Source organism: Bradyrhizobium sp. LCT2 (assembly GCF_009931255.1).
GTDB lineage: Bacteria > Pseudomonadota > Alphaproteobacteria > Rhizobiales > Xanthobacteraceae > Bradyrhizobium > Bradyrhizobium diazoefficiens.
In genome coordinates this window covers 3,011,112-3,023,435 of sequence record NZ_CP034432.1, presented here as the reverse complement: position 1 = coordinate 3,023,435, position 12,324 = coordinate 3,011,112, and the positions used below count along the sequence as shown (strand labels likewise).

11 protein-coding genes are annotated in these 12,324 nt (G+C 66.1%); 5 read left to right on the top strand and 6 right to left on the bottom strand.

Features of this window, described 5'->3' with window-relative positions; translation table 11 throughout:
• Positions 1-6: 6 nt before the first annotated feature.
• From EI171_RS45680 to EI171_RS45670, 3 genes are all read right to left on the bottom strand, one after another.
• Positions 7-216, bottom strand: a complete 210-nt coding sequence (locus tag EI171_RS45680) for a hypothetical protein (RefSeq protein WP_246740542.1) — start codon at positions 214-216, stop codon at positions 7-9.
• Positions 213-737: a hypothetical protein gene (locus EI171_RS45675; RefSeq protein WP_246740541.1), complete on the bottom strand. Its 525-nt coding sequence runs from the start codon at positions 735-737 to the stop codon at positions 213-215. The genes EI171_RS45680 and EI171_RS45675 overlap by 4 nt, the downstream gene beginning before the upstream one ends.
• A 65-nt stretch (positions 738-802) precedes the next feature.
• Positions 803-1,270 carry a hypothetical protein gene (locus EI171_RS45670; protein WP_246740540.1) on the bottom strand — a complete coding sequence of 156 codons (468 nt, stop codon included), beginning with the start codon at positions 1,268-1,270 and terminating at the stop codon, positions 803-805.
• Positions 1,271-1,426: 156 nt separating this feature from the next.
• On the opposite strand from EI171_RS45670, the gene EI171_RS14735 reads away from it, so the two are divergent.
• A complete protein-coding gene (locus EI171_RS14735) occupies positions 1,427-2,410 on the top strand; it encodes a glycerophosphodiester phosphodiesterase (protein ID WP_161533705.1) in 984 nt (327 codons plus the stop codon).
• 138 nt (positions 2,411-2,548) lie between these two features.
• Here EI171_RS14735 and EI171_RS14730 read toward each other — a convergent pair whose 3' ends face one another.
• Positions 2,549-4,828 (bottom strand): spermidine synthase, encoded by a 2,280-nt coding sequence (locus EI171_RS14730; RefSeq protein ID WP_161533704.1) that lies wholly within the window; start codon positions 4,826-4,828, stop codon positions 2,549-2,551.
• A gap of 318 nt (positions 4,829-5,146) precedes the next feature.
• Between EI171_RS14730 and EI171_RS14725 the strand changes: the two genes are divergently transcribed.
• The gene (locus EI171_RS14725) at positions 5,147-6,757 is read left to right on the top strand and encodes an NAD(P)/FAD-dependent oxidoreductase (RefSeq protein WP_161533703.1); all 1,611 of its coding nucleotides are present in this window, start codon (positions 5,147-5,149) and stop codon (positions 6,755-6,757) included.
• Between the two features lie 287 nt (positions 6,758-7,044).
• Here EI171_RS14725 and EI171_RS14720 read toward each other — a convergent pair whose 3' ends face one another.
• The gene (locus EI171_RS14720) at positions 7,045-7,200 is read right to left on the bottom strand and encodes a Flp family type IVb pilin (protein ID WP_011089327.1); all 156 of its coding nucleotides are present in this window, start codon (positions 7,198-7,200) and stop codon (positions 7,045-7,047) included.
• 164 nt (positions 7,201-7,364) lie between these two features.
• Between EI171_RS14720 and EI171_RS14715 the strand changes: the two genes are divergently transcribed.
• Positions 7,365-8,252: a 50S ribosomal protein L11 methyltransferase gene (locus EI171_RS14715; RefSeq protein ID WP_011089328.1), complete on the top strand. Its 888-nt coding sequence runs from the start codon at positions 7,365-7,367 to the stop codon at positions 8,250-8,252.
• A 233-nt stretch (positions 8,253-8,485) separates the two neighbouring features.
• Here EI171_RS14715 and EI171_RS14710 read toward each other — a convergent pair whose 3' ends face one another.
• Complete coding sequence (locus tag EI171_RS14710; RefSeq protein WP_028176235.1) at positions 8,486-8,665, bottom strand: hypothetical protein; 180 nt, start codon at positions 8,663-8,665, stop codon at positions 8,486-8,488.
• 188 nt (positions 8,666-8,853) lie between these two features.
• On the opposite strand from EI171_RS14710, the gene EI171_RS14705 reads away from it, so the two are divergent.
• Positions 8,854-10,683, top strand: a complete 1,830-nt coding sequence (locus tag EI171_RS14705; protein WP_161533702.1) for an aminopeptidase P family protein — start codon at positions 8,854-8,856, stop codon at positions 10,681-10,683.
• A 358-nt stretch (positions 10,684-11,041) separates the two neighbouring features.
• Positions 11,042-12,319: a multidrug effflux MFS transporter gene (locus tag EI171_RS14700; protein WP_161533701.1), complete on the top strand. Its 1,278-nt coding sequence runs from the start codon at positions 11,042-11,044 to the stop codon at positions 12,317-12,319.
• The last annotated feature ends 5 nt before the right edge of the window (positions 12,320-12,324 follow it).

Below are 12,324 nucleotides of genomic sequence, written 5' to 3'. Positions count from 1 at the left end.
CTGACGCTATCTGAACGCGGCGTCGCCGCGTTCGACGATCTTTCGCGCAGCATCGACGAAAGCGCGGGCGACCGGCTCGAGGATCTCGGGGCCGGTCGCGCCGAGATCGTCCGACGGCGTGTGGAACGTGCGATGGCGGCCGGCCATGCCGAGGAAATTGGGATAGCCCGCCGCGTGCACGTCGCGCAGCTCGCCGACCGCCTGCTTCTCCGTCACCAGACGTTTTTTGCCGCGACCCCGGCGAAGGCCTCGTCCGTCAGCGCAACGGCGGATTTGCTCAGCACGAGATAGCGCTCTTCCTCCGGCCGCTCGGTGCGGGCGCCTTCCGCAAAGCCATAGCACGCGTTCGACGAACCGAAATGGATCCACGCCAGCGTGTCCTTCGGCGCCGGCGCGCCGTGCTTCAGGAACAGCTCCATGCCGCCGTGACCGATTTCATGGCCTGCGGTGGCGATGAAGACGAGATGCGCCGGCCATTTTTCGGCAGCGACGGTGCGCGCCAGCGCGAGGAAGTTGGCGATGCCGGGGCCACGCTCGCAGACGCAAGAGTACCAGCCGGTCATCGGCGTCGAGACGACGATGGTCGGCCCGCGGCCGGCGCCGGTCTCGGCGATCACGTTGCGGCCGGCGACATCGCGCTCATAATGCCCTTTGACGTCGAAGGTGACGGGTTCGCCCGAGGCGATTGCGCGCTCGAATGTCGCGCGCGACCTGGCACCGACCACCATCACCGGCACCGGCCAGGGCGCATCCTCCTGCGTGACGTTGTAGGCGAAACGATCGTCCGCGGGATTGCCGATCGTCAGCAGGATGGCGCCGGCTTCCTCGCCGCCGCTTCCGCGATCGCGTCGCGATGGGCGGGGCCGAGATAGGCGCCGCGATCGAATGGCAGCTCCAGCCAGAGGATCTTGCCGGCAACGTCACCGTCGCGCGCAAGCAGCGCGGACAGATGGAAGCTGGCCTTGTCTTCCGGCGGCCACCAGAATGGCGTCGCCTCGATGCTCGTGCCGCTCGCCTCGGCGCTGGCCTGCTCGACGACATATTGCCGGCCGAGCACGACGGGCTGGAAGCTGACCTCGAACCCGGCCTGCTTCATCTCGCCGGCAATCCAGTCCGCCGTCGCGCGGTCGCCGGGCGAGCCGAAGCGGTGCAGGCCGAAGGATTCGTAGCGCGCGACGTCCGCATAGAGGCTCGCGCCCGAAAGCACATCCTTGGCTGCCGCCTGCCCGACCATGAGAACCGCCATCGTTGCGATGAAGATGAGCCGCATATGAATCGTCCCCGGACCGATCCTTTTTTTGGAGGGCCAGTTTCGGCCTTCCACGGCCTCCGTCAACCGCCTGTCGACCACGGGACTGGACGAAACAAGCGAAGATTTCATATGCTTTCCTTTCCCTTGGTCCTTTCACTTGGGCTGCGAACTGTGATGCCGTCACGTGCCGCGACGATCCTGACCGTGCTCTCGGTTCTCACAGCAGGAGAAGCCATGGCCTTGGATCTCGAGGCGCATCGCGGCGGGCGGGCGCTGCTACCGGAAAACACCCTGCCGGCCTTCGCCAACGCGCTGTCGATGGGCGTGGACACACTGGAGCTCGACGTCGGCGTCACCGCCGATGGCGCGGTCATCATCTCGCATGAACGCGGGCTCAATCCCGATCTGGCACGGGATGCGAACGGCGCCTATGTCGCTCCGCCCGGCACGCCCTTCGTACGACTGCGGCTCGAAGAGGTCGGGAGCTATGACGTCGGCCAGCTCCGTCCGGACAGTGCCTACGCCAAGCAATTCCCCGAGCAGCGCGCCGTCCCGGGGACACGCATTCCCACCTTGAGGCAGCTGTTCGCGCTGGTGCGCAAATCCGGCAACGATCGCGTGCGCTTCAACATCGAGACCAAGATCGATCCGAACCATCCGGACGAATCCCTCGACCCGCAAGGTTTTGTCACCAAACTGCTCGGGCTGATCGAGGCCGAGAAGTTTTCCGAGCGCGTCATGATCCAGTCGTTCGACTGGAGGACCCTGCAGCTCGTCCAGCAGCAGGCACCGACCATTCCGACCGTGTACCTGACGCTCCAGCGCGGTTCAGGACAGACCGTGGTGCTGGACAAGGCCACCAACTGGACCGTGGGTTTCAGCCCCGCCGATCACGGCGGCTCGCTGCCGCGAACCATCAAGGCTGCGGGCGGCGCGATCTGGTCGCCCTATTTCGGCGATGTGACTGCGGCCCTCGTCTCGGAGGCTCACGGGCTCGGGCTGCGCGTCGTGGTCTGGACGGTCAACAAGCCCGAGGACATGACGCGCATGATCGAGATCGGCGTCGACGGAATCATCTCGGATAGGCCCGACCTGTTGCGGCAGGTTGCGGGCGAGAAGGGACTTGCGCTGCCGGCGGGAACGCCGGTGGCGCCTTGAGCGGTCTCGTGTCCCGGACGCAGCGCAGCGTGCAACGCTGCTCTGCAGAGCCGGGACCCGGAATGATGGGCCCCGGCTCTGCAGCGCACCGCTGAAGAAGCGCTGCGCTGCGTCCGGGGCACGAGACATCGCAAAAACCTACTCCCCATCCCTCAAGCGCCGGTACAGCGCGCCCAGAATGTTGGAATAATCGTCGGTCCAGACCCGCACCCTGTCGTCGGCTTCGGTCTGCTCCCAGACCTTGGACGAGGCGATCTTGCCGACGTCGGCCTCCTCGCGCGCGGAGATGACGACGTCGGTCGAGAAGATGTAGTCGGCATCCCGCCCGGAATCCTCGTTGAAGACCCAGCTCTTGAGATCGTTGGCATCGGCGATGCCGACCACGACGGTTTCGAGATCGAGATGCCGGTTGGACACGTGCATCACCACGGCGCCGTGCGGAGCGAGCTTGTCCTTGTAGATCTTCATCGCCTCCTCGGTCGCAAGATGGATCGGGATCGCATCCGACGAATAGGCATCGACGATGATCAAGTCATAGGCGCCGTCCGGCTCCTTCGCGAAGGTCAGGCGTGCGTCCCCGATCACCGGCTTCAGGTCCGGCAGACAGCTCGAGATGTAGCGGAAATTCTTCGGGTCGCGCGCCGCATCGACCATCGACTGGTCGATCTCGAAGAATTTCCAGCTCTCCCCTGGCTCGGCGGCACAGGCGAGCGTGCCCGATCCGACGCCGATCGCGGCGACCTTCAGCGGCGCGCCCTTGCGCTCGCGGAGCGCGGTGATGGCCTGACCGATGCCGCCGTCCTTGTGATAATAGGTGATCGCCTCGGGCCGCCCGGTGACCGGCGTGCCGTCATTGTTGCGGAAGCGCTCGGCGCCGTGGATCGTGGTGCCGTGCATCAGCACGTGGAAATAGCCGCCGGGCGTCTCCACGATCTTGTGGACGCCGAAGAAGCTGCGCACGGTGGTGACGCGGCCCTCATCCGCCGGATAGACACGGATCAACGCCAGCGCGAGCGCAACCGTGGCAAAGATCTTCCAGCGGCCGGCATTGAGCGCCAATGCCAGCAGCGCGGCGAGCACGCCGACGGAGCCGGCGACCCAGACGCGGTGGTCCTCGAACCAGGTCGAAAGGCTGCCTGTGGTGTAGGACGGCGCAACGAGCGCCACCGCGAGCGCGGCGAGCGCCAGCCAGTACCATTTGACGATGCCGGCAAGACGCTCGTTGGCGGACGGGCGGCACAGCGCCGCGAGCGCGATCAGGATCGGATATTCGGCGATCCACGAGAAGGTGAATGGAGCAACGAGGCCAGCAAAGAGGCCGCCGACCATGCCGCCGAACGACAGCGCGACGTAGAAGCCGGTGAGATATTTGGCGGCCGGCCTGGTCCGCGCCAATTCGCCGTGACAGGCCATGGCGATGACGAAGAAGCACAATTGATGACCGCCGAGCGTCAGCAGCAGATTCTGTTCGCCCCCGAAGGCCAGCAGGAAGACCACGCCCGCGATCGCCACCGGCTGGAGCATCAGCATCCATTTATGCGGCAGCAGCGGCCGCGACTGGAACACCACCACCCAGGTGAGCAAGTACAGCGACAGCGGCAGCACCCACAGAAGCGGCGCCGCCGCGACGTCGGTGGAGATGTGCGCGGTGACGGCGATGAGCAGTCCCGACGGCACCGCGGCGAGGAAGATCCAGCGCAGCCGCGTCACGAGGCCGGGGGCCGGCGCATTGATCTCCTCGGTCCGCGCATCGACCACCGCCAGTTTTGGCGAGCGCAGCAGCAGCACGCCACAGGCGGCGATCAGGAGAATCAGGAGGCCATAGCCGCCGGTCCAGAACCGGTTCTGCGTGTGCAGCGTGAACATCGGCTCCAGCAGGAACGGATAGGACAACAGCGCCAGGAAGCTGCCGATGTTGGAGGAGGCATAGAGGAAATAGGGATCGTGTCCGGCGGGATGGCCGGTGCGGACGAACCAGGCTTGCAGCAGCGGATTGTTGGCGGCGAGCGCGAAGAACGGCAGTCCGATCGAGACCACGAACAGGCCGAGCAGCCAGACCGCATAGCCCGACGCGGGCGGCTCGCCATAGGCGGTGGCGATGCCGAGCGGCAGCGTGGCGAAGGCCAGCGCCAGCAACACCAGATGCACCACCACCGGAACGATCCGGTTCCGGACCTGCATCAACAGATGCGCATAGGCGTAGCCCGCCAGCAGCAGCGACTGGAAGAACACCATGGCGACCGACCACACCGCCGGCGAGCCGCCCAGACGCGGCAGCACCATCTTCGTGAACAGCGGCTGCACCGAGAACAGCAGCAGCGCGCTGACGAAGATCGCCGCGGTGTAGACCGCCAGCAGCAGCCGGTTGCGCGACGACGACGGCTGCTCCGTGGCGGCGGGTTGCACGATCGAATCCATGAAAGCTCCGGCAAAAGCGTTTTCCGGCGAAGTGGGCACCGGTTCGCGCGAGAAGACGCGTCGGATAGTTCCTCCGGCGGGCGCCGGACGGGGCGCAATGGAGCACAAGGCGCCTGAACGGGCAATAAAGGGGCTCGTGATGTTGCAGCGAGGAATGCTTGATATAGAGATGTCATTCCGGGATGGTCCGAAGGACCAGACCACGGGTGCGCAGTTGCGCACCGGGGAATCTCGAGATTCCGGGTTCGATGCGACGGGCCGCGCTACGCGGTCCCGTCGCATCGCCCCGGAATGACTGTGGAACATTCAGAAGCTCCCATGACCGAAACCGACGTCGTCATCATCGGCGCTGGCCATAACGGCCTCACCTGCGCGGCCTATCTCGCGATGGCGGGGCTGCGCGTGCGCGTGGTCGAGCGTCGCAAGGTGGTCGGCGGGGCGGCGGTCACGGAGGAGTTTCATCCGGGTTTCCGCAATTCTGTCGCAGCCTACACCGTGAGCCTGCTCAATCCGCAGGTGATCCGCGACCTCGGGCTTGCCGAGCAGGGCCTGCGTATCGTCGAACGGCGGGCGCAGAATTTTCTGCCAGCGCCGGACGGCAGCTATCTGCTCACCGGCGAGGGACGGACAAAAGCGTCAGTCGCGCGGCTGAGCGCGCATGATGCGGACGCACTCGACGGCTTCTCGCGCGAGCTGGAAGACATCGCCGACGTGCTGCGGCAGTTCGTGCTGCGCGCGCCGCCGAACCTGCTCGACGGTTTTGGCACCAACGCGATCCGCGAGGCCGTGAACGCATTGCAGAGCGCCAACATCCTGCGCGGCCTCACGCTGGAGCAAAGCCGCAGCCTGCTCGATCTCTTCACCCGCTCGGCCGGCGAGATGCTTGACGAGCGCTTCGAGCACGATCTGGTCAAGGCGCTGTTCGGCTTCGATGCCATCGTCGGCAATTATGCGAGCCCCTACGCCGCCGGCTCGGCCTATGTGATGCTGCATCACGCCTTCGGCGAGGTGAACGGCAAGAAGGGCGTCTGGGGCCACGCCATCGGCGGCATGGGCGCGATCACCCAGGCGATGGCGCGCGCCGCGCAGGGCCGGGGCGTCGCGATCGACACGGACGCCGGCGTGCGCGAGGTGATCGTCGAACGCGACCGCGCCGTCGGCGTCGTGCTGGACAACGGCGCGACGATCCGGGCGAAATACGTCGCGGCCAACGTCAATCCAAAGCTGCTCTATACGCGGCTGATCGCGGCCGACGCCCTGCCGAAGGACTTCCTCGCCCGCATCCGGCACTGGAAGAACGGCTCCGGCACCTTCCGCATGAACGTGGCGCTGGACCGCCTGCCCTCCTTCACGGCGCTGCCGGATGACGGCGATCACCTCACCTCGGGCATCATCCTGGCGCCGAGCCTCGGCTACATGGACCGGGCCTTTCTCGATGCGCGCGCGCACGGCTGGAGCCGCGAACCCGTGGTCGAGATGCTGATCCCCTCCACGCTCGACGACACGCTTGCGCCCGAAGGCAAGCATGTCGCGAGCCTGTTCTGCCAGCACGTCGCGCCGGAGCTTCCCGACGGCAGATCCTGGGACGACCATCGCGACGAGGTCGCCGATCTCATGATCGCGACGGTGGACAGCTACGCGCCGGGTTTTGCGTCAAGCGTGCTCGGCCGCCAGATTCTCTCGCCGCTGGATCTCGAACGGCAGTTCGGCCTCCTCGGCGGCGACATCTTCCACGGCGCGCTGACGCTGAACCAGCTGTTCTCGGCACGGCCGATGCTGGGCCATGCCGATTATCGCGGCCCCCTGAAAGGCCTCTATCACTGCGGCTCCGGCGCCCATCCCGGCGGCGGCGTCACCGGCGCCCCCGGCCACAACGCGGCACAAGCGATCCTGCGGGATCACCGGTCGCTGTTCGGAAGCCGTGGATAGGTCTGTGGATGGGCTGTGGACAGGCTGTCGAGAGGTGTGTGCCCGGGAAGAGGATGGCGGCACCGGACCATCGGCACAAGTCTGGGGAAAGGCGGTGGAAAACCGCTGGCCAACGACGGGACGAGCCGGTGGATAACGCTCTGGCAAATGGCGGACAACCCGTGGATACCGGCCGGGAATCGCACGCGGGAAAATGACTTCGCCCGCTAGGAGCAATTCCCGAGCGGGCGCTAGTCAGACATTGCCTACGAAGAAAGGTGCCCCCGCTGGGAAATGGGAGGCGGAAATTACTTCAAGGAGGTGCTAATCGAAGTGAACTTTTCGTTCATCGTGGTGCCCAGGCCGTTCACCACGGTGATGATCGCCAGCGCGATACCGGCCGCGATAAGGCCGTACTCGATTGCGGTCGCACCGGATTCATTGGACCAGAACTTCAAAATCATGCGCGTCAAGACTCGCCTCCATTTCTATTTCAAGCTGCGTTGGTTCGCCCCAACATCCGAAAATCTACGGAGCGCAACCTTCGGACGGGTTAATCCCGGAACCGCAAGTTATGCGGAAAATTGGGAACAAAAGTTCCAAAAATTGAACCTGACGGAACCCTAGCATGCAGCCTTCCCCCACCCATCGCGCCAGCTTTTCGATCGGCAGCGAGGCCGCGGCCCGGCGCGTCGTCGACGTGCTCACCGAGGTGTTTTTCGAAGGCGATGCCGCGGTCGCCGCCTTCGAACGGCCGGACGGACAATGGGACGTCACGCTGCATTTTGCGGATGCGCCGGACCAGGCTTGGCTGCGCGAACTCGTTGTAAATTCGGCAGGAAATGAGATCGCCGACACGCTTGCCTTCGACACCGTCGAAGCCAAGGACTGGGTCAAGGCCAGCCTGGAAGACCTCGTCCCGGTGCCGGCCGGACGCTTCGTCGTGCACGGCAGCCATGACCGCGACCGCGTCGCGCCGAACAAGCTCAAGATCGAGATCGAGGCGGCGCTCGCCTTCGGCACCGGCCATCACGGCACCACGCGCGGCTGTTTACTCCTGCTTGACCATGTCCTGAAGAGTTCCCGCCCGAGCAACGTGCTCGACCTCGGCACCGGAACCGGCGTGCTGGCCATCGCGGCGGCGAAGGCACTGCATCGCGCCGTGCTTGCCTCCGACATCGACCCGCCCTCCGTGCGGGTGGCGGCCGAGAACGGCCGGCTGAACGAAGTCGGTCACCATGTGCGGGTGATCCGCGCCACCGGCTTCGCCGCGCCGGATTTTGCCCGGGCGGGCCCGTTCGACCTGGTGCTGGCCAACATCCTTGCCAATCCGCTGCGGCACCTGGCGAGCCCGATGGCGCGGCACCTGGCGCCCGGCGCGCGCGTCATCCTCTCCGGCCTGCTGACGCACCAGGCCCCCGCCGTGATCGCCGCCTATCGCGCACGCGGCCTCGTGCCGCTGCGGCATTTGCGGATCGAGGGGTGGAGCAGCCTGCTGCTGCGGAAGGTAGGGTAAGCTGATCAAGCATCCGCGACGGCGGTGTGCTCCCTCGCCCCGCTCTTGTCCGCCGAAGCTGTGGCGAAGGCGGATGCGGGGCCGCGACGAGCTTCGCTCGCGCTGAGAGGGTTGGGGTGAGGGGGAGTCTCCACGGGGGCGGTGAGAACTGGACTCGCGGAGAGTCCCCCTCACCCGGATTGCTTCGCAATCCGACCTCTCCCCGCAAGCGGGGCGAGGTGAACAAACACCGCCTACTCCGCCGGCTTCTCGTCCCGGCGCATCGCGCGCTCGCCCTGCAGCGTGCGCCGGGCGCGGCGCTCGGCGAAACGGTCGATCATCTGGCTGATGAGACCGCGCGGCTTCTTCGGTGTGGTTGCGGCCGGGGCCCGGCGGGCCGGCGGCGAAATCTTCTCAAACGTGAACGCTGGCATCGTGTGTCCCCTCGCCGTTGAGTAGAAACACTTGCTCGAATTTCCCTGTTATCCGGACGGAGCTCAAAGGCCGCATCCCTTTACTCCACTCGACTCAAGCGGAACTTTTTCAAGCACAGTCCATGCCAGATGCGCCGCGAATGCGTCCACATTGCGGAGCGATCCCCATAATCCTAAAGTGGTCCACCATGTTCGAAGCACACTTCCAGACATTCGAAGAGCCCGAGGCCGGCGTCGCATTGACGGCGCGCCTTGCGGCGCTCCGCGAAGAACTCGCCCGCCGCAAGCTGACCGGCTTCGTCATTCCGCGCGCCGACCAGCAGCAGAATGAATATGTGGCGCCCTCGGAAGAGCGGCTCGCCTGGCTGACCGGCTTCACCGGATCGGCGGGACTGGCGGTGGTGCTGACCCGCGAAGCCGCATTGTTCGTGGACGGCCGCTACACGATCCAGGCGGCCAAGCAGGTCGACGCAAAGGCCTGGGCGGTGGAATCGCTGATCGACCCGCCGCCGGAGAGCTGGGTGTCGGCGCATCTGAAAGCCGGCGACCGCCTCGGATTTGACCCATGGTTGCACACTTTTGCGGCAGCCGAGCGCCTCGCCGCCGCCTGCACCAAGGCCGGCGCCGAGCTGGTGGCGGTCGACAGCAACCCGGTGGACGCGGTCTGGCACGACCGGCCGCAGCCGCCGCTTGCTCCCGTCGCCGTGCACGGAGTGCAACATGCCGGCATCGGCGAGGCCGAGAAGCTGGCGCAGATCAAAAGCGAGATCACCAAGCTCGGCGCCGATGCGCTGGTGCTGTCGGACAGTCATGCGGTGGCCTGGACTTTCAACATCCGCGGCGCCGACGTCGCGCATACCCCGCTGCCGCTGTCCTACGCGCTGGTGCCGAAGGACGGCCGGCCGACCATCTTCATCGACCACCGCAAGCTCTCCAACCTGACGCGCGACCATCTCGAGCAATCGGCCGACGTGCGCGAGCCCGATGCGATGGCGCCGACGCTGATGGCGCTGGCCAAGAGCGGCGCCGCGATCGCGCTCGACAATGCCACCGCGGCCGACGCGCTGAGCCGGCTGATCGCCGGCGCCGGCGGCAAGCCGGTGCGCGGCAGCGATCCGATTGCGCTGCTCAAGGCGGTCAAGAACGCGACCGAGATCAAGGGCACGCAGACGGCGCATCGCCGCGATGCCGTGGCGCTGGCGCGTTTCCTCGCCTTCATCGATCGCGAGGCGCCCAGCGGCAAGCTCACCGAGATCGACGCGGTGGAGGCGCTGGAGACATTCCGCCGCGACACCGGCGCGCTGAAGGACGTGTCGTTCCCGACAATATCGGGCACCGGCCCGAACGGCGCCATCGTGCATTACCGCGTCACCCGCAAGAGCAACCGGCGCATCGCGCCCGGCGACCTGCTGCTGATCGATTCCGGCGCGCAATATGAAGACGGCACCACCGACGTGACGCGCACCATGGCGATCGGCGAGCCCACGGGCGAGATGCGCGACCGCTTCACCCGCGTGCTGCGCGGCCACATCGCGATCGCGCGCGCGATCTTCCCCGACGGCACCAATGGCGCTCAGCTCGACACGCTGGCACGGCAATATCTCTGGGCCGCCGGCGTCGATTTCGAGCACGGCACCGGCCATGGCGTCGGCAGCTATCTCAGTGTTCACGAAGGGCCGGCGCGGATCTCGAAGCTCGGCACCACGCCGCTGAAGCGCGGCATGATCCTCTCCAACGAGCCCGGCTACTACAAGACCGACGGTTTCGGCATCCGCATCGAGAACCTCGAGCTGGTCGTCGCCGCCGACATCAAGGGCGCCGAGAAGCCGATGAACGCGTTCGAGACGCTGACCCTGGCACCGATCGACCGCCGGCTGATCGATGTCGCCATGCTGACCAAAGACGAGCTCGACTGGCTCAATGCCTACCACGCGCGTGTGCGGGCCGAGGTAGGGCCGGCGCTGGACGAGGCAACGAAGGCGTGGCTCGATCAGGCGACGGCGGAGCTGAAGGCGTAAGGTCGTCATTCAGAGTGCAGCGCATAGCACTACGCGATTTGTGCAAGGCTGTTCCCTCCCCCACAGCCGTCATGCCCCGCCACCGGGTCTCGCCTTCGGCGAGCCCGATGACAGGCTCCGGCGGGGCATCCAGTACGCCGCAGCGTCTCCGTATCCCACTTCCGTCCCTGGAATACTGGATTCCCCGCCTTCGCGGGGAATGACACCGCATTTGTGGAACGAGACGTGCGCCCAGTCGGTCTCCATCGCGCTGTTATTATAACCGTCCCAAAATCCGAATAGCCGCATTCCGAAACGCCGATATCCGTCTTGTGCGAGCACGCTACAGTCCGATTCGAACTGTCAGAGACGGACACGCATGCACGGCATGATCAGCAGGCCGCCGGAAGCGGCAATGAAGACCATCGCGACCTCGCGCGTGGTGTTGCTGCTGCTCGTCGTCATGACCGGCATTGCGCCGATCTCGCTCTACATGCTGGTTCCGGCGCTGCCGGTGCTGGCGACGAACTTCGGCAGCGACATCTCGATCGCGCAGATGACGGTGTCGCTCTTCATGGTCGGCATCGCCTGCTCGCAGCTGATCATGGGGCCGCTGTCGGACAAGTTCGGGCGGCGCCCGGTGCTGCTCGCAGGGCTCGCGCTGATGGTGGCGGCGAGCGTTGCCTGCATCTTCGCGCAGAACCTGCCGCAACTGATCGCCGCACGCTTCTTCCAGGCGCTGGGCGGCGCCACCGGCATGGTGGTGAGCCGCGCCATCATCCGCGACATCTACGAGCGCCAGCGCGTCGCCTCCATGATCAGCCTCGTCGTCGCGGCCCTGATGATCGGACAGATGCTCTCGCCGCTCACCGGCGGCCTGATCGAGACCGCGTTCGGCTGGCGCGCGATCTTCTACGCCATCACGATCGGCGCAGTTGTGGTCGCCGTCGGCATCGCCGTGGCGCTGCCGGAAACGCGTCGCAGCCGTGCCGCCGGCAGCGGCTTTCGCGCCGACATCGGCACCCTGATCAGGAACCGCGCCTTCGTCGGCTACGTGATGTGCCAGGTGCTGGCCTCGCAGATCATCTTCACCTTCGCCGGCGGCGGCCCCTACATCGTGGTGACGCAGATGGGCCGCAGCAGCGCCGAATACGGCGCGTGGTTTGCTACGTCAGGCTTTGCGTATCTCGTCGGCAATCTGCTCTGCGTGCGCTTTGCGCCGCGCCATTCGCTGGAAAAGCTGATCTGGTTCGGGCTCGGTCTTCAGCTCGGCGGCAGCCTTTTGAACCTGTTCTGGAGTTTCGCCGGCTGGAATGAAGCGCCCGCCTGGCTGTTCGGCACGCAGATGATCGTGATGGCCGGCAATGCCTTCGTGATGGCGAATTCCGCCGCCGGTGCGATCAGCATCCGCCCCGAAGCGGCGGGCACCGCGTCCGGCGCGATGGGCTTCCTCCAGCAGGGCATCGGCGCGCTGATGTCGCAATTCGGCGCCTATCTCGGCGGCCACTCCTCAACGACACTGCCGCTGACCTCCGCCGTGCTCGCGATCTCGCTGCTCTGCGCCTGCATGATGATCTTCGTCGTCCCCCGCCGCGAGGTCGTGGTGAGCGAGGAATTGATCGAACAGGCGGAAGAGGAAGAGAGCGGGATGATGTGAGGGGT

What these genes read in the sequence shown, in the direction of transcription:
- EI171_RS45670 (WP_246740540.1), bottom strand. Translation starts at nt 1,270, where the DNA reads ATGCGGCTCATCTTCATCGCAACGATGGCGGTTCTCATGGTCGGGCAG.
- EI171_RS14735 (WP_161533705.1), top strand. Translation starts at nt 1,427, where the DNA reads ATGCCGTCACGTGCCGCGACGATCCTGACCGTGCTCTCGGTTCTCACA.
- EI171_RS14730 (WP_161533704.1), bottom strand. Translation starts at nt 4,828, where the DNA reads ATGGATTCGATCGTGCAACCCGCCGCCACGGAGCAGCCGTCGTCGTCG.
- EI171_RS14725 (WP_161533703.1), top strand. Translation starts at nt 5,147, where the DNA reads ATGACCGAAACCGACGTCGTCATCATCGGCGCTGGCCATAACGGCCTC.
- EI171_RS14720 (WP_011089327.1), bottom strand. Translation starts at nt 7,200, where the DNA reads ATGATTTTGAAGTTCTGGTCCAATGAATCCGGTGCGACCGCAATCGAG.
- EI171_RS14715 (WP_011089328.1), top strand. Translation starts at nt 7,365, where the DNA reads ATGCAGCCTTCCCCCACCCATCGCGCCAGCTTTTCGATCGGCAGCGAG.
- EI171_RS14710 (WP_028176235.1), bottom strand. Translation starts at nt 8,665, where the DNA reads ATGCCAGCGTTCACGTTTGAGAAGATTTCGCCGCCGGCCCGCCGGGCC.
- EI171_RS14705 (WP_161533702.1), top strand. Translation starts at nt 8,854, where the DNA reads ATGTTCGAAGCACACTTCCAGACATTCGAAGAGCCCGAGGCCGGCGTC.
- EI171_RS14700 (WP_161533701.1), top strand. Translation starts at nt 11,042, where the DNA reads ATGCACGGCATGATCAGCAGGCCGCCGGAAGCGGCAATGAAGACCATC.